Here is a 23,388-nt window from a genome sequence, read left to right as displayed (position 1 = left end):
CGTGAGCATCGGCATCGCTGAGACAGAGCCCACCCCGCCCGCATGGCGCCTGCTCCTCGGCTACGTACGCCCGCACCGCTGGGCCCTGTTGGCAGGCGCACTGCTCTCGCTCGTCACCGGGGCCACCGGCCTGCTGCTGCCGCTGGTGGCGAAGGGCCTCATCGACAACCTGTCGCACGACCGCTCCATCACCGGCGCGCTGCTGGCGATGTCGGCGCTGGTCGTCGCCAACGCGGCGGTGGGCGCGCTGGGTTCGTACGTGCTGCGGCGCACCGCCGAGTCGGTGGTGCTCGGTGCGCGGCGCACCCTGTCGTCGTATCTGCTGCGGCTGCGGATCCCGGCCGTGGACCGTAGCGAGCCCGGTGACCTGATGGCCCGGATCACCTCGGACACGACGCTGCTGCGCGAGGTGACGACCGATTCACTCGTCGGTCTGGGCACCGGAGGCCTCACACTGATCGCGACCGTCGTGATGATGGGCGTGGTCGACCCGGTCCTGCTGGGCGTGACGCTGGCCGTGATCCTCGGTGCGGGCGTGGTGCTCGGCGCGATCGTGCCGCGTATCAACAAGGCGAGCCGGCGGGCGCAGGACGCGGTCGGCGTGATGGGCGCCTCCCTGGAGCGGATCCTGGGCGCGCTGCGCACGGTCAAAGCGTCCGGCGCCGAGCACCGCGAGGAGCAGACGCTGCACGCGGCGGCCGAGGAGTCGTGGCGGCAGAGCGTGCGCGCCGCCAAGTGGTCGGCGGCCGCGGGCAACACGGCCGGGCTGGCGATGCAGATCGCCTTCATCACGGTCCTCGCGGTGGGCGGGGCACGCGTCGCGACGGGCTCGATCGCCGTCGGCACGCTGGTCGCGTTCCTGCTCTACGTCTTCTATCTGATGTCGCCGATCCAGCAGGTCGTCGGCGCGATCACGCAGTACCAGACGGGCGCCGCGGCCCTTGCCCGTATCCAGGAGGCGCTGCGTATGCCCTCCGAACCCGCCTCCCGGCCCGCTCCCCTACCGGCCACCGGAGCGTCCCCGGCCGCCCTCACCTTCGACGACGTCCGCTTCCGCTACGCCGACGACCTCCCCTACGTCCACCACGGCGTGAGCTTCACCGTCCCCGCCCAGGGCATGACGGCGTTCGTCGGCCCGTCCGGCGCGGGCAAGACCACGGTGTTCTCCCTCATAGAGCGGTTCTACGACCCCGAGGCCGGCGTCATCACGCTCGACGGCCGGGATCTCGCGGACTGGGATCTGCCCCAACTCCGTTCCGCGATCGGCTATGTGGAGCAGGACGCCCCGGTCCTGTCGGGCTCCCTGCGCGCCAATCTGCTCCTTGGCAACCCCGACGCGGACGACGACGCCCTCGCCCGCGTACTCAAGACGACGCGCCTGGACGGCCTGGTCTCCCGGCTCCCCCTGGGCCTCGACACGCTCGTCGGCCACCGTGGCACCAAGCTGTCGGGCGGCGAACGTCAGCGCGTCGCCATCGCCCGCGCCCTGCTGCGCCGCCCCCGGCTGCTCCTCCTCGACGAGGCGACGTCCCAGCTGGACGCGGTGAACGAGGCCGCCCTGCGCGACACCGTCGCCGATGTCGCCCGTACGACCACGGTTCTCGTCGTCGCGCACCGGCTGTCCACGGTGACGATGGCCGACCGGATCGTGGTCATGGACGCGGGCCGGGTCCGCGCGGTGGGTACCCACCAGGAGCTCGTGGCCGGCGATCCGCTCTACGCCGAGCTGGCGGCCACGCAGTTCCTCGCCACGGCGGGCTGAGCGCCCGCTCACACGTCGCGGGCCGCCCGTTTCCGGGCGGCCCTCGACGCGGACGTGTGACGCGGCGGAGCGTCAGTACTGGATGCCGGGGAGCAGACCGGTCACGGGGGCGGCAAGATCGGTGACCTGGTGCAGCTGGTCGAGGTCGTTCAGCTTGTTGAGGCCCGCCAGCTGCTGGGAGACCCGCGGGATCCGCTCCTTGTGCTCGGCGGGGATGTCGCTCACCGCGAGCGAGTCCAGCATGGCCATGGGGCGCAGGCCGTCGTTCTGGGCGCCCGCATCGGCGGCGCTCGCCAGCGGAGCGGCCATGCCCGTGACACCGACGGCGAGACCAACGGCGGCGACAATACGTCGTGTTGAGATCATGTATTCAGCAACGGCACCAGGCCCGGGGCGGACACGGGCCGATCGTGTCGCTCACCCGTCAGGACGAGCGTGTCGACTGCGCTTGCCGAGCCCGCTGCGGCGGAGGAGTCTCGAAGGAGGGACCCTCTCGCGGCCCGCTCCTCATCGGGCCGTGGCCCCCGAAGGAGGTTCATCATGGGCACCACGGCACGCCCCGGCTTCGACACCGAAGCACTGCGCCGGGCCATCGAAGGACACACTGCGGCGACGCTCCTGTCGCTCTACGCGGACGACGCGGAGATACGCGTCGTGGACCGCAACACCCAGCCCAGCAACCCCAAGGTCCTGCACGGCCGTGACGAGATCGGCGCGATGTTCGACGACGTCTACAACCGCGACATCAAGACGCACAAGCTGGAGCAGTGCGTCACCCAGGGCGACCGTGTCGCCTTCACCGAATCCTGCGAGTACTCGGACGGGGTCCGTGTGTACTCCGAGTCGATGGTGTCGCTGCGTAACGGCAAGATCGCCGAACAGACCATGATCCAGGCATGGGACGAGTAGGCAGAAAGGCGGCGAAGGTCCAGTTCACATCCCATCTGAACTGGACCTTCTCGGCCCGGGCCGGAATGGGCAGATCACGTACGGGCAGGGCCTGGCGGACCTGGCCGGTCGCCACCGCGGGCCGGCTGCTGTCGGCGTCCCTTCGCCGGTCGGCCCGGCGCCGGCACCGCTCCACCTGACCCCCTGCTGATCGCCGTACCGCCTCGGATACGCTGTCTGCGGGCCGTGACTGGCGCTGAGGTGGAGCACCACCGGGGAGCGGCCCTCGCAGAGTCGATGCCGTGCGCCTGGGCGATGAGGTCTATCAGCTCAGGAGTGGATCATGTCTCAGGCCCGGCTCATGGACGGCACCTCGCTCGCCCGGCGCATCGTCGAGGACACCGCGAAGAAGGCCGCCGACCTCACCGACCGCACGGGATCGGCACCCTGTCTGGCGACGGTGCTGGTGGGCGCGGACCCCGCCTCCGTCACCTACGTGCGGATGAAGCAGAACCGCTGCCGCAAGGCCGGCATCGAGTCCCGCCACGTGGAGCTGCCCGCCGCCACGACCACGGAGGAGCTGGTCGACACGCTGCGGTCTCTCTCCAACGACCCCGCCGTGCACGGCATCCTGCTCCAGCACCCGGTGGGCGAACACATCGACGAGCGGGCGGCGTTCGAGGCGATCGCTCCCGAGAAGGACGTCGACGGTGTCACCTTCGCGTCCTTCGCGACGATGAGCTTCGGGCTGCCGGGCTTCGTGTCCTGCACGCCCGGCGGCATCATGCGCCTCCTCGACGAGTACGAGGTCGATCCGTCCGGGAAGCGTGCCGTGGTGGTGGGCCGCAGCGCGATCCTCGGCAAGCCGGTCGGCATGCTGCTCCTGGGCCGCGACGCCACGGTGACGTACTGCCACTCGCGCACGCGGGATCTGTCGGCGGCCGTCCGCGAGGCGGACATCGTGGTCGCCGCGGTGGGCCGCCCCCGGCTGATCCGCGGCGAGGACATCAAGCCCGGCGCCGTCGTGGTCGACGCCGGTTACAACCCCGGAAACGTCGGCGACGTCGACTTCGACTCCGCCGTCGAGCGGGCCGGACTCATCACCCCGGTGCCGGGCGGCGTCGGCCCGATGACGATCGCGACGCTCCTGGAGCAGACGGTCGACGCGGCCGCCCGGCAGCTCGGAATGTGACCCTCCGGGTCAGCGCATCCAGGCGCTGTAGTCCATGACGTCCCCGGCCTGGACGCCGTACTCGGGCTCCGCCTTGGTGAAGGTGGTCTCCAGACCGAGTACGGCGCCGGTGACCGGGTCCATGATCAGCATCTGGCGGGTGCCGGACCGGTCGTAGACGTACGCCTGTCCGCGCCGCCCGAGCCGGTCCGTCACCTGCCCGACCGGCCTCAACCCCTCGGCGTCCGCCAGCAGTCGGGCGAGCGCCGCCGACTCCCGTGTGCCGAGGGTCCAGTTGTCGAGCAGCACCTGGACGCCGTCGAGGAGCTCACCGGTGTCGGGCGCCGTGTCGAGGTACATGGCTTCCTGGAGGTAGGCGCGCAGGCCTGCGGCGTCGCGCGGGGGCGGCGACTGCGGCGGGGCGTCGCTCCAACTCGGCGGGTACGTCTGCCTGGTGAGGACGTGACCGTCCTCGACGAGCTTCCCCTCGCCGCTGAGGACGGGTCGGCCCGGATGCCGCGGGTCGGTCGCCACGACGAGTTCCGTGTGACCGCCGTCCGCCTTCCAGCGCACGATGCGCTCTTCGGGGAGCGTGATCGGCGGCTTGTCGTCGCTCATGCCCATGCTCCAGGACTGCACGTGCGTGCCCTTGAGGAGCTTGAGCACGCCGTCGACCGCTTGGGCGCGCCCCGCCAGGGTTTCCAGGGATACGGGGGTGGAGTCGGCCCGCACCACGAGCGGGCGGGGTGCGGCGACCGCCGGGGCGGTGGTCTGGCCGGTGAACAGCAGCGCCGACACGATCGCGGCGACGACGGCCGTGGCTGCCAGGCCCCAAAGCAGCCGGGGTCGGCGGGAAGTCCGTTCCCGCATCAGCCGGTTGAGCCGCCGCTCGGCGTTGTGGTCGAGCGGGCCGTCGCCGAAATGAGGACCGCCGGTCGGCACCGGGTTGGCGCGGCGCAGGAGTTCGAGTTCGTCAGCCATGGCCGTACTCCTTCGAGTTCGACTGGGTCGCGGGGCACATGCGGTCGATCTCGGCTCTCAGCCGGCACCGGGCCCGGTGCAGCCGCATCGACGCGGCCCGGGTGCCGCAGCCGAGGGCGACGGCGACTTCGTCGACGCCGAGTTCCTCCCATGCCGTCAGCCGCAGCACCTCCTGGTCGGCCGGGGAGAGCCGGGCGAGCGCGTCGTGCACCCAGGCACCCGGTGTCTCCGCGTCGGGACTGTCCACCAGGTGCCGTCCGTGCGCGGTGTCGTCGTTGCCGAGCCGGTCGACGAGCCGGCGGCGTCGCCCATAGCCGCGTACCGCGTTGGCGAGGCAGTTGCGTGCCACGCCGTACAGCCAGGGCAGCGGCGTCGGCGGGAGGTCGGCCCGGCGCCGCCAGGCGACGGTGAACACCTCCGCCACCACTTCCTCCACCTCGCTGGTCCGCCCGTCCAGTCGCCGCGCGACATAGCGGCTGACCGCCCAGTAGTGCTCGCGATAGGCAGCGGCGAAGATCTCGTCGTTGCTCATGTTCCGTTCGTGTCCGGCATCCCCGGGATCGTCACACCCGTTTCCGTGATTCTCGTCGCGCCCCTGAAGTGTGACGTCGGGGCCGGGCGCGGACACAGGCGGGGCATGGGACACCTCAAGTGGCTGACGACCACTGACCACAAGACGATCGGCACGCTGTATCTGGTCACGTCGTTCGCGTTCTTCTGCATCGGTGGCGTGATGGCGCTGTTCATGCGCGCCGAGCTGGCCCGGCCGGGTCTGCAGATCATGTCGAACGAGCAGTTCAACCAGGCGTTCACGATGCACGGCACGATCATGCTGCTGATGTTCGCGACGCCGCTGTTCGCCGGCTTCACGAACTGGATCATGCCGCTGCAGATCGGCGCACCGGACGTGGCCTTCCCCCGGCTGAACATGTTCGCCTACTGGCTGTACCTGTTCGGCTCGACCATCGCGGTCGGCGGCTTCCTCACCCCGCAGGGCGCGGCCGACTTCGGCTGGTTCGCCTACTCCCCGCTCTCCGACGCGGTCCGCTCCCCGGGCATCGGCGCCGACCTGTGGATCATGGGCCTGGCCTTCTCCGGCTTCGGCACCATCCTGGGCGCGGTCAACTTCATCACCACCATCATCTGCATGCGCGCCCCGGGCATGACCATGTTCCGCATGCCGATCTTCGTGTGGAACGTGCTGCTGACCGCCGTCCTGGTCCTGCTCGCCTTCCCCGTCCTGGCCGCCGCGCTGTTCGCCCTGGAGGCCGACCGGAAGTTCGGGGCGCACGTCTTCGACGCGGCCAACGGCGGCGCGCTGCTGTGGCAGCACCTCTTCTGGTTCTTCGGCCATCCCGAGGTGTACATCATCGCGCTGCCGTTCTTCGGCATCATCTCCGAGGTCATCCCGGTCTTCTCCCGCAAGCCGATGTTCGGCTACATGGGCCTGATCGCCGCGACCGTCTCCATCGCCGGCCTGTCCGTGACCGTGTGGGCCCACCACATGTACGTCACCGGCGGCGTACTGCTGCCGTTCTTCTCCTTCATGACGTTCCTCATCGCCGTGCCGACCGGCGTGAAGTTCTTCAACTGGATCGGCACCATGTGGAAGGGCTCCCTGTCCTTCGAGACCCCGATGCTCTGGGCCACCGGCTTCCTCATCACGTTCGTGTTCGGCGGCCTCACCGGAGTCATGCTCGCCTCGCCACCGCTGGACTTCGCGACGTCCGACACCTACTTCGTGGTGGCGCACTTCCACTACGTCGTGTTCGGCACCGTCGTCTTCGCGATGTTCTCCGGCTTCCACTTCTGGTGGCCGAAGATGACCGGCAAGATGCTCGACGAGCGCCTCGGCAAGATCACCTTCTGGACGCTGTTCATCGGCTTCCACGGCACCTTCCTGGTCCAGCACTGGCTGGGCGTGAACGGAATGCAGCGCCGGATTCCCGACTATCTGGCTGTGGAGGGCCTCACCACCCTGAACACCGTGTCGACGATCTCCTCGTTCCTGCTCGGCGCGTCTCTGCTGCCGTTCTTCTACAACGTCTGGAAAACGGCCAAGTACGGCAAGAAGGTCGAGGTCGACGACCCCTGGGGCTACGGCCGTTCGCTCGAATGGGCAACCTCCTGCCCGCCGCCCCGCCACAACTTCGTCGCCCTCCCCCGCATCCGCAGCGAATCCCCGGCGTTCGACCTGCACCACCCCCAAACTCCGGCTCCACAGCGGGAGTTGACGACCCGGTGACGGCCATGAACAGCCACACACCCGACACCCGAGTACTCCTCAACGAGATCGAGGGCCACCTGATGATCGCGGCCGTCCGCGAGGAAGCCAATACGGCAGCCGCCCGCTTCACCGCCCGGCTCGACTGGCTGACGGAAGGACAACGGGCGGAACTGGAGGGGCGGTTCGAGGCGGAGTACCTCGCACTCGCCCGCACCTCGTGGCGCCGTACGGCCGACCGCGGCAGGGAGTTGCGGGCCGAGTACGAGGCGATGTACCGCAGGCTGCGCCAACGCCTGTTCGCCGCCTGCGTGTTGGGCTGCGCGTTGCTGGTGGCGGCAAGCTTTGTCGCGCTGTCCGTCACCTAGCGGGCCCGGAGCTGGGAGGGCGCGTCCTGGGGCTGGATGACGTATCCGGACGATCTCGGTCCGCCGGCCCGCCCGGGTCCACCCGGACGGGCCAGCGGAGGTGTGTCGCTAGCTCAGCGTCCACTTCTGGTTGGCGGCCGTGCCGCAGGTCCACAGGATCATGAGCGTCCCGTTGGCCGTGGCCGCGCCGCTGGCGTCGAGGCAGAGGCCGGCGTTGACGTTGGTGATGGTGCCGTCGCTGTTGACGTTCCACTGCTGGTTGGTCTGGCCGTTGCAGTCCCAGATCACGACCTTGGTGCCGTTGGTCGTGCCGAGGTTGTAGGCGTCCAGGCACTTGTTGCCGTACACCACGAGTTCCTTGCGGGAGGTGTACGTCCAGGCCTGGTTCCGGCCGCCGTTGCAGTCCCACAGCTCGGCCTGGGTGCCGTTGGTGATCGTGCTGTTGTAGACGTCCAGGCAGCGGGAGGACCCGGTGCCGACGACCAGGTTGCCGTTGGTGCCGGGCAGCGGCCTCACTCCGACGCCCTCGACGGTGGGTCCGCCCGTGAAGGTGAGCGTGTTGGCGGAGCCCTTGGACAGGGAGACCTCGACGGAGACCGTGCCCGCGGTGGAGCCGGTCGGCGGGAAGGCGACCGTGGTGACGGTCTGGCCGTTGACCTGGAGGGTCCCGGTGCGGGTGGCGGAGGTGTTGTTGATGTAGGAGACGTCGACGACGTTCACGCCCGTGCTCGCGGCCGTCACGCCGGTGAAGCGCCCGGTGGAGACCGGCGAGTACGTGCTGCTCGCCGCCTCCGTGCCGCCGGTGACCGTGAGCATCACCGAGCCGCCCGCCGGAACACTGGCCGTGTAACCGGTGGCGTACGACCCCACGTTCGCCCGCGCCCACAGGTCACGGACGGTCGCGGAGGCGCTCGTCAGGCCGAGGTCGCTCCAGCGGACGGTGATGTTCTTCGCGGACGAGGTGCGGTTGAGGAGGACTACGGCACGGTTGCCGGTGCCGGACAGGACCTTGCCGTAGACCTGCGCTCCGGTGGTGTCCTCGGCGACCTTGACGCCCTGGAGGCCGCGCGTGTCCTGGTCTACGGCGATGACCTCGGGGTTCTTGAGGATGTTCGCCGTCTCGGTCGTCATCGTCGACAGGTTGTTGCCGGCGAGGAGGGGTGCGCCTGAGATCGCCCACAGGTTCATGTGGGTGCGGTTCTGGGCGGCGGTGAAGCCGTCCATGCCGACCATCAGCATGTCCGGGTCGTTGTAGTAGCCGGTGTGCTGGGCCGTGGGGTGCAGGGTCTGGTCGAAGTTGGAGAGCAGGTTCGTCATCGAGGGGCTGTTGCCCCAGAAGATGATGTCGGTGCTGGTCCGCCACATCGGGGCCATGCCGGCGCCCCAGTTCCACGGGTTCGACTTGCCCCAGTTGCAGATGGACAGGGTGAGCGGGCGGCCCGTGGTGGCCGAGGCCGTGGCGACGGCGTTGCTGATGGCCTGGTAGGTGGTCTTCGAGTCGAGGCCCTCGGCGTCGCCGCCGCACCAGTCGACCTTCACGAAGTCGAAGCCCCACTGGGAGAACTGGAGCATGTCCTGCTCGTAGTGGCCCTCGCTGCCCGAGCCGGGCGCCGCGGGGCGGCCCGTCGGGTAGTAGTAGCCGCAGCCGTCCTTGCCCGCGTCGGTGTAGATGCCGGCCTTGAGGCCCTTGCTGTGGATGTAGTCGGCGATGGCGCTCATGCCACCCGGCCACTCCGACTCGTCGACGGTGATGTTGCCCGCGCTGTCGCGGGTGCCCTGCCACCAGCCTTCGTCGATGTTGATGTACTGGTAGCCGGCGGCGGGCAGACCCGCGGCGACGAACGCGTCGACCTGCTGCTTGATGACGCTGTAGTCGATGACCGCGGCGAAGCTGTTCCAGGAGGCCCAGCCCATGGGGGCGGAGGGCACCGGTATCTGACGGGTCGACACGGCGACGGGCTCCGCCTTGAGCGGGGTGCTCGGGGTGGGGCGGGCGACCAGGAGAACTGCCGCCGCCACTGCGATCAGAGCCAGCGTACGCAGGGCGAGGGCGCGCAGGAGGGGGGTGCGGGACATGCGGCTCCTTTGCCGATATACCGAACAAGGATCGGGCAACCGAACGAATCGGCGCGCTGAAAGTAGAGCCGCAGGAGGGGGAAGTCAACGGCTGTGACAAGAGCTGCGCGGGATTCCCCACGGACCGTCAGGCGACAGGGCGCGGACGGGCATGCGTGCAGCGGTCATGACAGCGGGGCCCCACCGTCCGAGAGAGTGAAGTGCCGTCCGGCTCAGCCGCTGAGCCGCCAGGCCTCCGGTCGCAGGATCCCCAGCAACAGCTGGACCAACTCGTCGACGACTTCGTCCATGGTGGCGTCGACGTAGCCGGCGCTCCAGTCGTGGAGCAGGCCGTTGATGCTGCCGATGAACGCCGTCGCGGCGATCCGGTAGTCGCGGGGCGCCGCCTCTCCGCGTGCGGCGGCCTCGTTCGCCTCGGCGCAGATGAGTTCGACCCAGCGGGCACGGCGGGCGAGCCGTTGTTCCTCCAGGCGCGGGCTCACGCCGACGATCTCGACGAAGCTGATGCGAATGCGGCGCGGGTCGCCGGTGACGTCCGCGGCGTAGGCCCGGAACATCGCGGTGACGCGTTCCACGAGCGGCGCGTCCGCACCCTCGGCGATCGCGGCCAGGACTGCTTCCTCGGCCCAGTCGTTGACCTGGAGGTGCAGGGCGGCCAGCACATCCTCCAGGGTGCGGAACTCCTCGTAGAACTGGCGGGTGGAGAGTCCGGCGGCCTCGCTGAGCGCGGCGACGGTCGTGGACCGGTAGCCGGGGGTGTCGCCGAACAGCTGGAGCGCCGCGTCGAGGAAGCGCCGACGCCGCTCGACCTGCCGTTCCGCGGCGGACTTACCGCCGTAGCGGCCGGTCGGCGTTTTGAGCCTGCCCGCCAACTGTCACTCCCCTACCTCGTCTTCACATCCGGACTCGGCCAATCTTGTCGTGCGCGGAGTCTTGTGGAGAAGGCACCCCCTCCTTACTGTCCAGTAAGTTCACTCTGAATTCGAGCGTGTTCAGATTCTCCGCACCATCTCGGCACACCCCCACCTCAGAGGAGAGAGCAGCCATGCCTGCTTTCAGACCCCGGCACCTTTGCTCCGTAGCCGCCGCCCTGGTCCTGACCGTCACCGCCCCCGCGACCGCCGCCACCGCCGACAGCTCCGCCGCCGCCCTGCGCGAGGTGCTGTTCGTCGGCAACAACTGGGAGGGCACCGCGGACGTCATCAAGTCCACCGGTGACTTCGCGAAGGTCGGCCGGCTCAATGTCATCCCGGACAAGGACGCGCGGATGGCCGCGATCAACGCCGACCCGATCAAGTGGGCCTACTTCATGGCCATCCGCAACGGCGTCGGCGAGGGACACGACCAGTTCGTCGACGACATGTACTCGACGCCGGACGGCACATCGGTGGTCGTCTCCCGTCCCAGTTTCGCCGACGTCGTCTCCATCGACCTCACCACCGGGAACATCAACTGGCGTTTCCCCGTGTCCGGTTACCGCTCCGACCACATGGCGGTCTCCCCCGACGGCACCCGGGTCGCGGTCTCCGCGTCGACCTCGAACACCGTGCACGTGCTGGACATCAACACCGGCGTCCAGCTGGGCTCGTTCGCCACCGGCGACAAGCCGCACGAGAACATCTTCACCCAGGACGGCAAGTACATCTACAACATGGCGATCGGCGACGTGAACACCGCGCTCGACGACCCCTGGCTGGACTGGACGAAGGGCGACCGGCGCATCACCGTCGTCGACGCCACCACGTACCAGCAGGTCAAGGTCATCGACATGCGGCAGCGGCTGGACGCGATCGGCCTCACGGACTACTCGGACGCCGTCCGCCCGGCCGTGTTCTCGCCCGACGAGTCCAAGCTGTACTTCCAGGTCTCGTTCTTCAACGGCTTCTTCGAGTACGACCTCGCGACCGACAAGATCACCCGGACGAAGACCCTGCCGAAGAACCCGGCGACCAGCGACGACCGCACGACCTTCGTCAACGACTCGCGCCACCACGGCATTTCGATGAAGCCGGACGGCACCAAGCTGTGCGTCGCGGGCACGATGGACGACTACGCGACCGTCGTCGACCGCGCCACCCTCCAGGAGGGCCCGCTGGTCACCGCCTCCAAGCCCTACTGGGCCACGGTCAGCGGCGACGGCAAGAGCTGCGTCGTGTCCGAGAGCGGCGCCGACCAGGTCACGGCCATCGACTTCGCGACCGGCCTCAAGACCGTGTCGGTGCCGGTGGGCGACCATCCGCAGCGCGTACGGCTGGGTCATGTGGCGGCGGACTGGACGAGCCCGGCGTCCTGAGCATCAACCCGCCCTATGTTCAAGGGACTTGAGCACCTGGCCGGCATCGCTCTCGCCGGCCAGGTGCGTCAGGCAGGGCCAAGTTCGACTAGCCGCCCGAATTCGCCGCCCAAGTGGCCAGCTCGGAGCGGGCCGCTGTCAGCAGGGTCGAGGACGGGGACGTGGCGCCGTTGGTGACCAGGGCGTAGTGCAGGGTGCCCGAGTCGGAGTCCGTCAGCAGGAGGCGGCGGCTTCCCGTGCCGCCGAACTCGGTCGCCACGCCCACCGGGGTCGACGACGTGTACGACGGGGGGTTGTACGCCGTGCCCAGGTCCGAGACGACCGTGGTCGTCGCGGTCGGGAAGGTCGCCGGGAGGTGCAGTTCGGTGGGTGCCGTGCCGCTGCCCGAGCGCCACAGCAGCAGGCTGTACTGCCCGGAGCCCACCAGTTGCGCGACGTTGGGCAGTGAGCTCGGGACCGGGTTCCAGGTGAGGGTCGTCGAGCCGTCGCGTGAGCGGTCCTCGTAGGTGAAGGCGACGGTCGAGCCGGAGGTGGCGCTCGGGTAGATCCGGTCGAGGAGCCGGGTGTCCTGGCGCAGGACGGCCGTACCCGAGTCGTCCAGCTTGACGGCCGACAGATCCTCGTCGTTCCAGGCGTCGCCCGAGGTGAGGACCTTGTCCGGGTTGTCGTTCATCAGCTCGTTGTGGCGGCCGTTGTAGATGTCCCACTGCCATTGCGAGCCGGACAGGACCGGGCCGGAAGTGGCGGGCGTGGTCCACCAGTTGGCGCCCTTCACCCGTGAGTCCAGGGCCTGGTACATGGCCTTGAGGACGGTCGGGGCCTTGCCGGCGGTGCTGCCGTTCAGGGGATGGCCGAACTCGCTGACGATGGCCGTGGTGCCGAGCGCGGAGGCCCGGTCGCGGACCGTACCGAAGTCGGTCACGTACTGACCGTCCTCGGCATTGCCCCACATGAGGATGCCGGAGATGGCCTTCTGGTCGTAGAAGTGGGTGTTGAAGACGTAGCGGGAACCGAGGGTGCCCGCGTCGAGGAGGCCGCCCTCCTCCTTACTGACGTTGCCGTTCCAGAAGAGGTTCGGTTCGACGAAGGCGGGCTTGTCGGTCCAGCCGGCCGCGTCCATCCGGGCACGGAACTTCACGTAGAAGGGCCACAGGACGTCCTTCTCCCAGGCCCGGCTGGCCTGGCCCGAGTCGTAGACCCCCGCGTACGGCTCGTTGTACGGGTCGAAGCCGACGACACCCGCGAACTGGGCGGTCGTGAGGTTCGACTTCAGATACGTCATCGTCTTCTGGGCGGTCAGGAGGAACGAGTCCTGGATGCCGTAGGTGTTGTGCCAGAAGTCGTACGACGCTTCCTTCACGGCCGCGTTCTGGGTGATGTTCTGTCCCCAGAGGAGGCAGATCCCGCAGTACTCGTCCGGGTAGTCACCGAGGTCGACGGCCCACTTGGGCGCTCCGTCGCCGGTGTACCAGCTGTCCGAGTCGAAGAGCCAGCGGGAGTAGAGGTCCTGGTGGAAGTCGGGGTAGACGCGGATTCCCGCGTCGAGGAACGCGCCCATCTGGGCGGTGGCGGCGGCCAGATAGGTGCTGCTGACCGTGCCTCGCACCGGCTCCGCGTAGGCCCAGGAGAGCAGGAAGCGGACCGAGTTGCCGCCGCCGAGGTTCCTCAGGGCGGTCGCCGACTTCCTCGCGTCGGCGACCGACGCGAAGGGCAGACCGTTGTTCTCCTTGAGCTTGGTCTCGCCGGAGACGTTGTAGCCGCGCAGGACGACCTCACGGCCGTTGCCGTCGGTGAAGCGGCCGTTCTGGACGGTGAGGGGGGAGTTGTCGAACCAGAAGGTGTCGGCCTGTGCGGGCTGAGCGCCGAGGCCGCTCAGAAGGCCGGTGAGGAGGATGAGGACGCCGAGCATACGCGCACGCAACTTCGACATGTCCATTACAGTCCCGCGTGCACCAGAACCCGTCAATACCAACTGACTCCTGAGTAAATTTCAACTTTGGGGCCCCACTTGGGGGTTTGGGGCCCACTTTCAGCTTTGGGCGCCCACTCTCCTCGTAAGGTTCAAGAGGTACTCCTTGCGATCAAGAGGGTTCAGATCGGTCCTCGGCCGCTCGGCGACCGTGCCGCCCGCGATCGGCGCATAGTGGTCGAAGGCGCTCTCCGACTCGCCCTCGCCGCGGGTCAACCCGGGCAGCCACTGGTCCAGTTCGTGCACCCGGGCCGCCGGGATCACACCCTCCAGGACGCAGGACGTGCCCTGCGTCTCGGTGGTGCTCGGTACGGCCCGCAGCCGGGCCAGCAGCGGCAGGAGCGCGCCCAGGGTGTCCGCCGGGGCCTCGATCCGGAAGCGGTGCATGGGCTCGTGCACCTGGGTGTGCGCCTGCCTCAGTGCCGCCATCACCACCAGCGGGGTCACCCCCCGGAAGTCGGCGCCAGTGCTCGACATGCTCTTGTCGAAGCCCTGGTGGGAGTGGCTCTGCCGCGGCCAGTACCCGGAGTGGGTCATGGTCACCGTGCAGTCGGTGACCTGCCAGCCGTGCAGTCCCTGGCCGAGGGTCTCGCGCACGGTGTCCTCGACGGCCTTGAAGAAGGCGTACGGCATGGCTCCTAGCTCCACCTCCAGCCGGAAGCCGACGCCCGAGCCGACCGGGGCCGGGTCGATGCGCAGGCCGACCGTGGCGAGGAAGGGGTTGGCGTCCTTCTTGATGAACTCGGCCGCCGCTCCCGTCCCGACCGGCCGCTCGATGCACAGGGGTGTGGTCTCCCGGAAGTCGACGTCGAGTCCGTACTCGTCGGCGAGGGTCGCCTGGATGACCTCCTTCTGCACCTCGCCGTAGAGGGAGACGGAGGTCTCCTGCCGCACCTCGTCGTGGCGCAGGCCGATCAGCGGGTCCTGCTCGGCGAGTTGAGTGAGCGCGAGGTGGAGGGCCCTGCGGTCCGCCCCCGGCGCCGGGACGACGACGGTTTCGAGGGAGGGCGGGGCGAAGAAGTGCCCGTGGGCCTTGCGGGGTTCGCCGAGGGCGTCCCCGATCCTGATGTCGGCCAGGCCCCACAGCTTGGCGATCCGGCCTGCCGGAACCGCGTCCTGCCGGGTGTCCGTGCCGTGGTCGAAGACGCTGATCGCGGTGATCCTGCCCTCTTCGCGGGCGTCGCCGAAGGGGACGCGGTCGCGGGTGCGCAGCGTTCCGGAGAACATGCGTGTGTAGGCGATCTTCTCCCCCGCCGGGCCCCGCTCGACCTTGAACACGGTGCCGGAGAGCGGGCCTTCGGGATCGCCGTCGGCGGTGGGCAGCAACTCCCGGATTCCGGCGATCAGTTCGCGGACGCCCGCACCGGTCACGGCCGAGCCGAAGTACACGGGGTGGACGAGGGCCTGGCGGGTCTGGGCGACGAGGGCCGCGTGCAGTCGGTCGTACGGGACGGGTCCCTCGACGTAGGCGGCGAGCAGGTCGTCGTCGTGGTCGGCGAGGACGTCGACGGACAAGGGGCCAGGGGCGAACCCGGCCTCGCGGGTCCCTGGCCCCACGGCCTCCCCCATCGGCACGACCGCCGGGGTGAGCCGCTCGGCGATCTCCCGCAGCACGCCCTCGTACCGGGCCCCGCGTCGGTCGATCTTGTTGACGAAGACGAGGGTCGGGATGCGCAGCCGTCGCAGGGTGCGCATCAGGACGCGGGTCTGAGCCTGGACGCCCTCCACGGCCGAGACGACCAGGACGGCGCCGTCGAGCACGCCGAGGATCCGCTCCACCTCGGCGATGAAGTCGGGGTGGCCGGGGGTGTCGATGAGGTTGACGGTGACGTCGTCGATCGCGAAGGAGACGACGGCCGACTTGATGGTGATGCCGCGCCGGCGCTCCAGCGCGAGGGTGTCGGTCTGCGTGTTGCCGTCGTCGACGCTGCCGATCTCGTCGATGACACCGACCGAGTGCAGCAGCCGCTCGGTCAGGCTGGTCTTACCTGCGTCGACATGGGCGAGGATTCCGAGGTTGAGCAAGTGCACGAAGCGTCATGTCCTTAGAAGAGGGGGTCATTCCTTCCGGGGCGGACATGAAAGGTGCGCGCATTGCTGCTCCTGGCTCGTGTGGCGACAAGGTCACCCGAAGTGCAGCAGCTCCGGGTCGACGACGGCAACGGATTAACGCTCAACCAGTGCTGTCCCGGCCCTCGCCCCCTCCACAGAGCGGTCCTAGAGTGACGCCCATCACGTCCGTGATCCTGGGAGGGCACATGACCCGCATCTCGGTGAAGGTGGACGGCACGAACTATCAGGACGAGGTGGAACCCCGTCTCCTGCTGATCCACTACCTGCGTGACCGGCTGGGCCTGACCGGCACCCCCATTGGCTGCGACACCTCCAACTGCGGGGCCTGCACGGTCGACCTGGACGGCGAGAGCGTCAAGAGCTGCTCGGTCCTGGCCGTACAGGCGGACGGCAGCGAAGTGACCACCGTCCAGGGGCTGTCCGGAAACGGGGAGTTGACCGGACTCCAGCGCGCCTTCCACGAGCGGCACGCCCTGCAGTGCGGCTACTGCACCCCGGGGATGATCATGGCGGCGCGTGATCTGCTGCGCGAGAACCCGAGCCCGACCGCGGACGACGTACGCCAGGGCCTGGAGGGCAACCTCTGCCGCTGCACCGGCTACCAGAACATCGTGCGCGCGGTCCTGGCCGCCTCCGGACAGGAGGTCGGGGCATGACCGAGACGACGCACACCGGGACGACGGAAGCGGAAGTCGGCCGCTCGCGGCCCCGCAAGGAGGACGCCCGGCTGATCACCGGGCAGACCAACTGGACGGACAACATCAGCGTCAGCGGGCTGCTGCACCTCGCGATCCTGCGCAGCCCCATGGCCCACGCCCGCATCGACCGGATCGACGTCTCCCCGGCGCTGGAGCGGCCGGGTGTCGTGGCGGCGTTCAGCGGGAGTGACCTCGCGGAGGGGATGGGGTCGCTGCCGTGCGCCTGGCCGGTGACCGAGGACATCGTGCTCCCCGACCACCCGCCGATCGCGGTCGACGAGGTGCGTTACGCCGGTGATCCGGTGGCGGTCGTGGTGGCCCGCGACCGGTACGCGGCGGCCGACGCGCTCGAAGCGATCGAGGTCGACTACGAGCCGCTGTCCCCGGTGCTCGACCTGGAGGCCGCGCTCGCCGAGGACGCCCCGCTGGTCCACGCCGACAAGGGCACCAACCGCTGCTACGTCTGGCCGCTCGCCACCGGCGAGAGCTTCGCGTCCGTGCGGGAGCGCGCCGAGGTCACCCTCAAACGCCGTTATCTGCAACAGCGGTTGATCCCCAACGCCATGGAACCGCGCGCGGTCGTCGTGACCCCGCTCGCCGCGTCCGGCGAGTACACGCTCTACTCCTCGACCCAGATCCCGCACATCCTGCGGATCATGCTCGCGATGGTCACGGGCGTCCCCGAGCACAAGCTGCGCGTCATCGCCCCCGACGTGGGCGGCGGCTTCGGCTCCAAGCTCCAGGTGTACGGCGAGGAGGCCATCGGCCTCGCGGTCGCACGCCGCCTCGGACGGCCGGTGAAGTGGACCGAGTCCCGCACCGAGGGCTACCTGGCGACCCATCACGGCCGCGGCATGATCCAGGACATCGAGATCGCCGCCAACCGCGACGGCAAGGTCCTCGGCCTCAAGGTCGATCTACTGGCCGACATGGGCGCATACCTGATGCTGGTCACCCCGGGCATACCGATCCTCGGCGCCTTCATGTACCCGGGAATCTACAAGATGGACTCCTACGACTTCACCTGCACCGGCGTCTTCACGACCCGCACTCCGACCGACGCCTATCGCGGCGCCGGACGCCCGGAGGCGACGTACGCCATCGAACGCGTCATGGACGAGCTCGCGGTCGAACTCGGCCTGGATCCCATCGAGTTGCGGCGCCGGAACTGGATCCGGCACGAGGAGTTCCCGTACACGTCGATCGCGGGTCTGACGTACGACAGCGGCAACTACGAGGCCGCGACCGAGAAGGCGCTCGGACTGTTCGGGTACGACAAGCTGCGCGCCGAGCAGGCGGACCGCAACGAGCGCGGGGACGCCGTACGGCTCGGGATCGGGGTGTCGACGTACACCGAGATGTGCGGTCTCGCGCCGAGCCGGGTGCTGCGGGATCTGCGGTACGCGGCCGGCGGCTGGGAGGCGGCGAACATCCGCATGCTGCCCACCGGGAAAGTCGAGGTGGTCACCGGCACCAGCCCGCACGGGCAGGGGCATGTGACCTGCTGGAGCCAGATCGCCGCCGATGTGCTGGGCGTGCCCTTCGAGGACGTCGAGGTCGTGCACGGCGACACACGGGCGGCGCCGCAGGGCATGGACACCTACGGGTCGCGGTCGCTGGTCGTCGGCGGAACGGCCGTCCATCACGCGGCGCTCAAGGTGGTCGACAAGGCACGGAAGGTGGCCGCGCATCTCCTCGAAGCGAGCGAGCACGACCTGGAGTTCACCCACGGCGTATTCTCCGTGAAGGGCTCACCCGACGCGCGGAAGACGATCCAGGAGGTCGCCTTCGAGACGTTCTCCTCGCACGACCTGCCCGACGGCATGGAACCGACGATCAACGCCGAACACCTCGTCGACCCGGACAACTTCTCCTACCCCCACGGCACCCACCTGTGCGCGGTCGAGGTCGACACCGAGACCGGGCAGACGCGGATCCGGTCCTACGTCTGCGTCGACGACGTCGGCCGGGTCGTCAACCCGATGATCGTCGAGGGGCAGGTCCATGGCGGGCTCGCCCAGGGCATCGCGCAGGCGCTGTACGAGGAGGCGGTGTACGACGACGAGGGCAACCTGATCTCCGGGACGATGGCCGACTATCTCGTGCCGTCGGCCGCAGATCTGCCCGAGTTCGTGACGGACCGGACGGAGACGCCTTCGTCCACAAACCCCTTGGGTGTCAAGGGAGTTGGTGAGTCCGGGACGATCGCGTCCACGCCTGCCGTCGTCAACGCGATCGTGGACGCGCTGCGACCGCTGGGTGTCCGGGAAGTACGCATGCCCTGTACCCCGCAGCGGGTCTGGGAGGCCATCGAGGAGGCGGCGCGATGATTCCTCCGGCATTCGACTACGCCCGGCCGACGACCGTCGACGAGGCGGTCCGGGCGCTCGCCGGCGCGGGCGAGGACGCGAAGGTGCTGGCCGGCGGGCAGAGCCTGCTGCCGCTGCTGAGGCTGCGGCTGGCCTTTCCCGAGCTGGTGGTGGACGTGGGGCGGATCCCCGAGTTGCGCGGGGTGCGCGAGGACGGCGACACGCTGGTCATCGGCGCGATGACCACGCACCACGACGTGATCCGCGATCCGCTGGTACGCCGCCACGCGGGTCTGCTGGCGGCGGCCACGGAGACGGTCGCGGATCCCGCCGTACGACACCGGGGCACCCTCGGCGGTTCGCTCGCGCACGCCGATCCGGCCGGGGACCTGCCCGCGGTGGTGCTGGCCCTGGACGGTGAGCTGGTCGCGGTCGGGCCGAACGGGCGGCGGACGATCGCGGCGCGCGAGTTCTTCGTCGACTATCTGCAGTCCGCGCTGGCGCCCGACGAACTGCTGGTGGAGGTGCGGCTGCCGAAGAGGGACGGCTGGGGCTTCCACTACGAGAAGTTCCACCGAGTCGCCCAGGCCTGGGCGATCGTCGGGGTGGCCGCTCTCGTGCGGCGCGACGACGGGCACATCGCCGAGGCGCGGATCGGGCTCACCAACATGGCCGCGACACCGGTGCGGGCCTCGGCGACCGAGGCCGCGTTGTCCGGGGCCGGCGATCCGGCGGCCGTGGCCCTGGCAGCTCGGTCGGCCGCGGAGGAGAGCCGGCCCGCGCAGGACACCTCGGGCTCGCCCGAGTACCGGGCTCACCTCGCGCGCGTGCTCACGAAACGGGCCGTGCTGACCGCCGCCGGGATGGGGTGAGGAGCCGATCACGCACATGGACGGCCCGATCGCGGGCCTGGGCCTGGGCAGCCCGGAGCAGGTGCGGGCCCGCCTGGAGGAGACGGGGTATCTCGTCGACGAAGGGCTGGCCGTCGCCTGCTTTCTGGCCCTGAGGCTGCACCGGCCGATCTTCTGCGAGGGCGACGCGGGCGTGGGCAAGACCGCGCTCGCGTCCGCCCTCGCCGAGGCGCTCGGCGCCCCGCTCATCCGCTTGCAGTGCCATGAGGGCATCGATGCCTCGCAGGCCCTGTACGACTGGGACTTCCCCCGTCAGCTGCTGCATCTGCGGGCCGCCGAGGCGGCCGGGGTCACGGACGCCGACCGGCTGGAGAGCGAACTGTACGAGCGCCGGTTCCTGGTGGCCCGGCCCCTGCTCCAGGCCCTGGAGACGCATCCGTCGGTGCTTCTCGTCGACGAGATCGACCGGGCCGACGACGAGTTCGAGGCGTTCCTGCTGGAGCTGCTGTCGGAGTTCTCGGTGACGATTCCGGAGCTGGGGACGCTGCGGGCCGAGGTACCACCCGTGGTCGTGCTGACGTCCAACCGCACCCGTGAGGTGCACGACGCGTTGAAGCGACGCTGCCTGTACCACTGGTTCGACCATCCCGGCTTCGCCCGCGAACTCGCCATCGTGCGGCGCCGGTTGCCCGGCGTCTCGGCACGGCTGGCCGAACAGGTGACCGCGCTGGTGCAGGCGCTGCGCGGCGAGGACCTGCTCAAGCCGCCGGGTGTGGCCGAGACGATCGACTGGGCGCAGGCGCTGGACGCGCTCGGGGCGAGCGAGGTGGACGCGGAGCTGGCGGTGGCGACGCTGGGCTCGGTGCTCAAGTACCGCGAGGACGCCGAGCGGGCGCGGGGGCTGGATCTGGCGGCCGTGCTCGCGGCCCGAGGGGCGTGACAGGGCGTGAGTGGCGCGCTCGCCGCAGACGCCGCGCTCCTCGGTCTCGCCCGGGCCCTGCGCGCGGCCGGAGTCGACGCGAGCGCCGACCGGCTGCACGCGTTCCTGCGGGCGGTGGACCTGCTGGGGCCCGGGATGCGGGCGGACGTGTACTGGGCGGGACGGCTGACGTTGTGTGGCGGGCGGGACGACCTGGAGCGGTACGAGAGGGTCTTCGCCGCGTACTTCGGCCCCGGTGAGCCGGTCACGCGGGCCGGGCGTGTCGCTCCCCCGCCGCCTCGGCTGCGGCTCGTCGTACGGGACGCACCGACCAGTGGGACGTACGACAGCGGGCATCGCGCCCCGCCGATGCCCGCCCTCGCCAGTTCCAGCGAGGTCCTGCGGCATCGGGACGTCGCACAGCTGGACCCGGTCGAGCGTGAGCAACTGCGGCGGCTGCTGGCCGCGTTCGCGCTGCACGGGCAGGTGCGGCGCACGGCGCGGCGGCGGCCGGCCCGGCGGGGTGAGGTCGATCCGCGCCGGACGGTGCGGGAGATGCTGCGGCGCGGCGGAGAACCCGCACGTCCGCGGCGGCATGCCCGGGCCGCGCGCCCGCGCCCGGTCGTGCTGCTCGTCGATGTCAGCGGGTCCATGGCGCCGTACGCGGACGCGCTGCTGCGCTTCGCGCACGCCGCCGCTCGCGGGGGCCGGACGGAGGTGTTCACGATCGGCACCCGGCTGACGCGGGTGACGCGTGAACTGACGCACCGCGACCCGGACCTGGCGATGGCGGCGGTGGGCGCGGCCGTGCCCGACTGGCGCGGCGGCACCCGGCTCGGTGAGCTGCTGCGCGAGTTCCTGAACCGGTGGGGGCAACGGGGCATGGCGCGCGGTGCGATCGTGGTATTGCTGTCCGACGGCTGGGAGCGTGGCGATCCCGAACTGCTCGGAACCCAGATGCGACGGTTGCACCGGCTGGCGCACCGCGTGATCTGGGCCAATCCGCGCAAGGGACGCCCCGGATACGCGCCCCTGGCGGCCGGGATGGCGGCGGCGCTGCCGAGTGTGGACGCGTTCGTCGAGGGGCACAGCCTGGCCGCGCTGGAGCGGTTGGCGGCAGTGGTGCGAGGGGCCGACCCGGCCCCGGTGAGAGGAGCGGATCGTGCGTGACATTCTCCCGGCGCTCAGTCGCTGGTATGCGGCAGGGGCACCGTTCGGCCTGGCCACGGTCGTCGGGGTGAGCCGCAGCGCACCGCGCGATCCCGGGGCCGCCATGGCCGTGGGCCCGGACGACGAGGTGGTGGGCAGTGTCTCCGGGGGCTGCGTGGAAGGGGCGGTCTACGAACTCGCCCAGGAGGTCGTGGCGAGCGGCGAGGCACGCCTGGAGACCTTCGGCTACAGCGACGAGGACGCGTTCGCGGTCGGGCTGACCTGCGGCGGTGAGATCACCCTGCTGGTACGGCCCGTGACGCCAGAGCTGGATCCGTCCTTCGGCGCCGTCGCGGAGTCGGTCGCGGCGGGCCGACCTGTGACCGTCGCGACGGTGACCGACGGACCCGCTCCGCACGGGGCGACCCTCGCGGTGTGGCCGGACGAGGTCGCCGGCACGCTGGGCACGGCGGGCCTGGACGTGGCCGTCAGCGCCGACGCGCGCGGCGAACTCGCCCTCGGCGCCACGGGTTTGCGCCACTACGGCCCCCATGGGGAGCGCCGCGAGGACTCGGTCACGGTCTTCCTGAACTCCTTCGCGCCACCGCCCCGGATGCTGGTCTTCGGCGCGATCGACTACGCGGCCGCGGTGGCCCGGATCGGCGCCTTCCTCGGCTACCGGGTCACGGTGTGCGACGCCCGCCCGGTCTTCGCCACGCCGAAACGCTTCCCCGAGGGCGTCGAGGTCGTCGTCGAGTGGCCCCACCGCTATCTGCAGGGCACCGCGACGGACGCGCGCACGGTGATCTGCGTCCTCACCCACGACCCGAAGTTCGACGTACCCCTGCTGGAGGAGGCACTGCGCCGCCCCGCCGCGTACATCGGGGCGATGGGCAGCCGCCGTACCCACGACGACCGCATGAAACGCCTGACCGAGGCCGGCCTCACCCCGCCCGAGCTGTCCCGACTGCGCTCCCCGATCGGCCTCGACCTCGGGGCCCGTACGCCCGAGGAGGTGGCGGTGTCCGTCGCCGCCGAGATCGTCGCCCTGCGCTGGGCGGGCAGTGGCTCCCCGCTGACGGCGACGGCCGGGGCGATCCATCCGCCGAAGTCGGTGTAGCGGGTCTACCGCGGCGGCAGCTCGTGCAGGTGTACGTCCGTCAACGCGCCGTCGGTCGCCGTCGCGGTCATGTACGTGCAGTGGGGTTGACGACGGCGGTCCGTCGGGGAACCCGGGTTCAGGAGGCGCAGGCCCGTGGGGGCGGTGGTGTCCCAGGGGATGTGGCTGTGGCCGAAGACCAGGACGTCGAGGTCGGGGAAGCGGGCGGCACAGCGGGCCTCTCTGCCCTGGGCGGGGCCCGTCTCGTGGACGACGCCGAAGCGCAGGCCGCCGAGTTCGGCGTCCGCCACCTCGGGGAGCCGGGCGCGCAGATCCGGGCCGTCGTTGTTGCCGTACACGCCGATCAGCCGACGGCAGCTGCCCTCCAGCAGGTCCAGAGTGGCGGCGTCGACCCAGTCGCCGGCGTGGAACACGACGTCCGCGAGCGGGAGTTCGGCGAGGAGCTGGGCGGGCAGCTGCCTGGCCCGCTTGGGGAGATGGGTGTCGGACATCAGGAGCAGGCGCACGTCTGCAGCGTAGGCGCTCCGCTGGTCGTAC

Annotated in this window: 21 protein-coding genes and 1 riboswitch; of the genes, 13 read left to right on the top strand and 8 right to left on the bottom strand. The window is 70.1% G+C overall.

The window, feature by feature from the left end; genetic code table 11:
* Positions 1-7 precede the first annotated feature (7 nt).
* Entirely contained in the window at positions 8-1,762 is a 1,755-nt protein-coding gene (locus AC5DRG_RS47745; protein WP_491813356.1) for an ABC transporter ATP-binding protein, read from the top strand.
* Between the two features lie 72 nt (positions 1,763-1,834).
* Here the strand turns inward: AC5DRG_RS47745 and AC5DRG_RS47740 are convergent, their stop codons facing one another.
* Complete coding sequence (locus tag AC5DRG_RS47740) at positions 1,835-2,128, bottom strand: hypothetical protein (protein ID WP_491806572.1); 294 nt, start codon at positions 2,126-2,128, stop codon at positions 1,835-1,837.
* Positions 2,129-2,302: 174 nt separating this feature from the next.
* Here AC5DRG_RS47740 and AC5DRG_RS47735 point away from each other — a divergent pair, with 174 nt between their 5' ends.
* From AC5DRG_RS47735 to AC5DRG_RS47725, 3 genes are all read left to right on the top strand, one after another.
* On the top strand, positions 2,303-2,671 hold the full coding sequence (locus AC5DRG_RS47735) for a nuclear transport factor 2 family protein (RefSeq protein ID WP_491806571.1): 369 nt from the start codon (positions 2,303-2,305) through the stop codon (positions 2,669-2,671).
* Complete coding sequence (locus AC5DRG_RS47730) at positions 2,659-2,850, top strand: hypothetical protein (RefSeq protein WP_491806570.1); 192 nt, start codon at positions 2,659-2,661, stop codon at positions 2,848-2,850. The genes AC5DRG_RS47735 and AC5DRG_RS47730 overlap by 13 nt, the downstream gene beginning before the upstream one ends.
* A 36-nt stretch (positions 2,851-2,886) precedes the next feature.
* A riboswitch (ZMP/ZTP riboswitch) is annotated at positions 2,887-2,971 on the top strand.
* 22 nt (positions 2,972-2,993) lie between these two features.
* Positions 2,994-3,842, top strand: coding sequence for a bifunctional 5,10-methylenetetrahydrofolate dehydrogenase/5,10-methenyltetrahydrofolate cyclohydrolase (locus tag AC5DRG_RS47725; RefSeq protein WP_491806569.1), 849 nt, complete (start codon positions 2,994-2,996; stop codon positions 3,840-3,842).
* Between the two features lie 9 nt (positions 3,843-3,851).
* On the opposite strand, the gene AC5DRG_RS47720 is transcribed toward AC5DRG_RS47725, so the two are convergent.
* Together AC5DRG_RS47720 and AC5DRG_RS47715 are read right to left on the bottom strand one after the other, a co-directional pair.
* Positions 3,852-4,802 carry a CU044_5270 family protein gene (locus AC5DRG_RS47720; protein ID WP_491806568.1) on the bottom strand — a complete coding sequence of 317 codons (951 nt, stop codon included), beginning with the start codon at positions 4,800-4,802 and terminating at the stop codon, positions 3,852-3,854.
* The gene (locus AC5DRG_RS47715; RefSeq protein WP_491806567.1) at positions 4,795-5,334 is read right to left on the bottom strand and encodes an RNA polymerase sigma factor; all 540 of its coding nucleotides are present in this window, start codon (positions 5,332-5,334) and stop codon (positions 4,795-4,797) included. The genes AC5DRG_RS47720 and AC5DRG_RS47715 overlap by 8 nt, the downstream gene beginning before the upstream one ends.
* 105 nt (positions 5,335-5,439) lie before the next feature.
* Between AC5DRG_RS47715 and ctaD the strand changes: the two genes are divergently transcribed.
* Both ctaD and AC5DRG_RS47705 read left to right on the top strand, forming a co-directional pair.
* Entirely contained in the window at positions 5,440-7,047 is a 1,608-nt protein-coding gene (gene ctaD / locus AC5DRG_RS47710; RefSeq protein ID WP_491806566.1) for an aa3-type cytochrome oxidase subunit I, read from the top strand.
* Between the two features lie 5 nt (positions 7,048-7,052).
* Positions 7,053-7,394 carry a hypothetical protein gene (locus tag AC5DRG_RS47705; protein WP_491806565.1) on the top strand — a complete coding sequence of 114 codons (342 nt, stop codon included), beginning with the start codon at positions 7,053-7,055 and terminating at the stop codon, positions 7,392-7,394.
* Positions 7,395-7,502: 108 nt separating this feature from the next.
* Here AC5DRG_RS47705 and AC5DRG_RS47700 read toward each other — a convergent pair whose 3' ends face one another.
* Together AC5DRG_RS47700 and AC5DRG_RS47695 are read right to left on the bottom strand one after the other, a co-directional pair.
* Positions 7,503-9,470, bottom strand: a complete 1,968-nt coding sequence (locus tag AC5DRG_RS47700) for an RICIN domain-containing protein (RefSeq protein ID WP_491806564.1) — start codon at positions 9,468-9,470, stop codon at positions 7,503-7,505.
* A 212-nt stretch (positions 9,471-9,682) separates the two neighbouring features.
* The gene (locus AC5DRG_RS47695) at positions 9,683-10,342 is read right to left on the bottom strand and encodes a TetR/AcrR family transcriptional regulator (RefSeq protein ID WP_491806563.1); all 660 of its coding nucleotides are present in this window, start codon (positions 10,340-10,342) and stop codon (positions 9,683-9,685) included.
* Positions 10,343-10,515: 173 nt separating this feature from the next.
* Between AC5DRG_RS47695 and AC5DRG_RS47690 the strand changes: the two genes are divergently transcribed.
* Positions 10,516-11,763, top strand: coding sequence for a YncE family protein (locus AC5DRG_RS47690; RefSeq protein WP_491806562.1), 1,248 nt, complete (start codon positions 10,516-10,518; stop codon positions 11,761-11,763).
* A gap of 88 nt (positions 11,764-11,851) precedes the next feature.
* Here the strand turns inward: AC5DRG_RS47690 and AC5DRG_RS47685 are convergent, their stop codons facing one another.
* Both AC5DRG_RS47685 and AC5DRG_RS47680 read right to left on the bottom strand, forming a co-directional pair.
* The gene (locus AC5DRG_RS47685; RefSeq protein WP_491806561.1) at positions 11,852-13,699 is read right to left on the bottom strand and encodes a glycoside hydrolase family 5 protein; all 1,848 of its coding nucleotides are present in this window, start codon (positions 13,697-13,699) and stop codon (positions 11,852-11,854) included.
* 93 nt (positions 13,700-13,792) lie between these two features.
* Positions 13,793-15,763, bottom strand: a complete 1,971-nt coding sequence (locus AC5DRG_RS47680) for a GTP-binding protein (RefSeq protein ID WP_491806560.1) — start codon at positions 15,761-15,763, stop codon at positions 13,793-13,795.
* 227 nt (positions 15,764-15,990) lie between these two features.
* Here AC5DRG_RS47680 and AC5DRG_RS47675 point away from each other — a divergent pair, with 227 nt between their 5' ends.
* Genes AC5DRG_RS47675 through AC5DRG_RS47650 form a run of 6 tightly spaced genes read left to right on the top strand, consistent with a single transcriptional unit; the run spans position 15,991 to position 22,851 of the window.
* Positions 15,991-16,461, top strand: coding sequence for a (2Fe-2S)-binding protein (locus tag AC5DRG_RS47675; RefSeq protein WP_491806559.1), 471 nt, complete (start codon positions 15,991-15,993; stop codon positions 16,459-16,461).
* Positions 16,458-18,833 (top strand): xanthine dehydrogenase family protein molybdopterin-binding subunit, encoded by a 2,376-nt coding sequence (locus AC5DRG_RS47670; protein ID WP_491806558.1) that lies wholly within the window; start codon positions 16,458-16,460, stop codon positions 18,831-18,833. Before AC5DRG_RS47675 ends, AC5DRG_RS47670 begins: the two co-directional genes overlap by 4 nt.
* Positions 18,830-19,684 (top strand): FAD binding domain-containing protein, encoded by an 855-nt coding sequence (locus AC5DRG_RS47665; protein WP_491806557.1) that lies wholly within the window; start codon positions 18,830-18,832, stop codon positions 19,682-19,684. The genes AC5DRG_RS47670 and AC5DRG_RS47665 overlap by 4 nt, the downstream gene beginning before the upstream one ends.
* A 16-nt stretch (positions 19,685-19,700) precedes the next feature.
* Positions 19,701-20,603: an AAA family ATPase gene (locus AC5DRG_RS47660; protein ID WP_491806556.1), complete on the top strand. Its 903-nt coding sequence runs from the start codon at positions 19,701-19,703 to the stop codon at positions 20,601-20,603.
* A gap of 6 nt (positions 20,604-20,609) precedes the next feature.
* Positions 20,610-21,752, top strand: a complete 1,143-nt coding sequence (locus AC5DRG_RS47655; protein ID WP_491806555.1) for a vWA domain-containing protein — start codon at positions 20,610-20,612, stop codon at positions 21,750-21,752.
* Positions 21,745-22,851, top strand: a complete 1,107-nt coding sequence (locus AC5DRG_RS47650) for an XdhC family protein (RefSeq protein ID WP_491806554.1) — start codon at positions 21,745-21,747, stop codon at positions 22,849-22,851. The genes AC5DRG_RS47655 and AC5DRG_RS47650 overlap by 8 nt, the downstream gene beginning before the upstream one ends.
* Positions 22,852-22,856: 5 nt before the next feature.
* Here AC5DRG_RS47650 and AC5DRG_RS47645 read toward each other — a convergent pair whose 3' ends face one another.
* On the bottom strand, positions 22,857-23,357 hold the full coding sequence (locus AC5DRG_RS47645; protein ID WP_491806553.1) for a metallophosphoesterase family protein: 501 nt from the start codon (positions 23,355-23,357) through the stop codon (positions 22,857-22,859).
* Between the last annotated feature and the right edge of the window lie 31 nt (positions 23,358-23,388).

The organism is Streptomyces sp. JLBG701 (assembly GCF_058544905.1).
This window is presented reverse-complemented; position numbering and strand designations above follow the sequence as displayed.

Coding starts and splice junctions, on each gene's coding strand:
- AC5DRG_RS47665 (WP_491806557.1), top strand. CDS start 18,830: ATGATTCCTCCGGCATTCGACTACGCCCGGCCGACGACCGTCGACGAG.
- AC5DRG_RS47740 (WP_491806572.1), bottom strand. CDS start 2,128: ATGATCTCAACACGACGTATTGTCGCCGCCGTTGGTCTCGCCGTCGGT.
- AC5DRG_RS47675 (WP_491806559.1), top strand. CDS start 15,991: ATGACCCGCATCTCGGTGAAGGTGGACGGCACGAACTATCAGGACGAG.
- AC5DRG_RS47690 (WP_491806562.1), top strand. CDS start 10,516: ATGCCTGCTTTCAGACCCCGGCACCTTTGCTCCGTAGCCGCCGCCCTG.
- AC5DRG_RS47715 (WP_491806567.1), bottom strand. CDS start 5,334: ATGAGCAACGACGAGATCTTCGCCGCTGCCTATCGCGAGCACTACTGG.
- AC5DRG_RS47720 (WP_491806568.1), bottom strand. CDS start 4,802: ATGGCTGACGAACTCGAACTCCTGCGCCGCGCCAACCCGGTGCCGACC.
- AC5DRG_RS47705 (WP_491806565.1), top strand. CDS start 7,053: ATGAACAGCCACACACCCGACACCCGAGTACTCCTCAACGAGATCGAG.
- AC5DRG_RS47670 (WP_491806558.1), top strand. CDS start 16,458: ATGACCGAGACGACGCACACCGGGACGACGGAAGCGGAAGTCGGCCGC.
- AC5DRG_RS47725 (WP_491806569.1), top strand. CDS start 2,994: ATGTCTCAGGCCCGGCTCATGGACGGCACCTCGCTCGCCCGGCGCATC.
- AC5DRG_RS47700 (WP_491806564.1), bottom strand. CDS start 9,470: ATGTCCCGCACCCCCCTCCTGCGCGCCCTCGCCCTGCGTACGCTGGCT.
- ctaD (WP_491806566.1), top strand. CDS start 5,440: ATGGGACACCTCAAGTGGCTGACGACCACTGACCACAAGACGATCGGC.
- AC5DRG_RS47685 (WP_491806561.1), bottom strand. CDS start 13,699: ATGGACATGTCGAAGTTGCGTGCGCGTATGCTCGGCGTCCTCATCCTC.
- AC5DRG_RS47660 (WP_491806556.1), top strand. CDS start 19,701: ATGGACGGCCCGATCGCGGGCCTGGGCCTGGGCAGCCCGGAGCAGGTG.
- AC5DRG_RS47735 (WP_491806571.1), top strand. CDS start 2,303: ATGGGCACCACGGCACGCCCCGGCTTCGACACCGAAGCACTGCGCCGG.
- AC5DRG_RS47730 (WP_491806570.1), top strand. CDS start 2,659: ATGGGACGAGTAGGCAGAAAGGCGGCGAAGGTCCAGTTCACATCCCAT.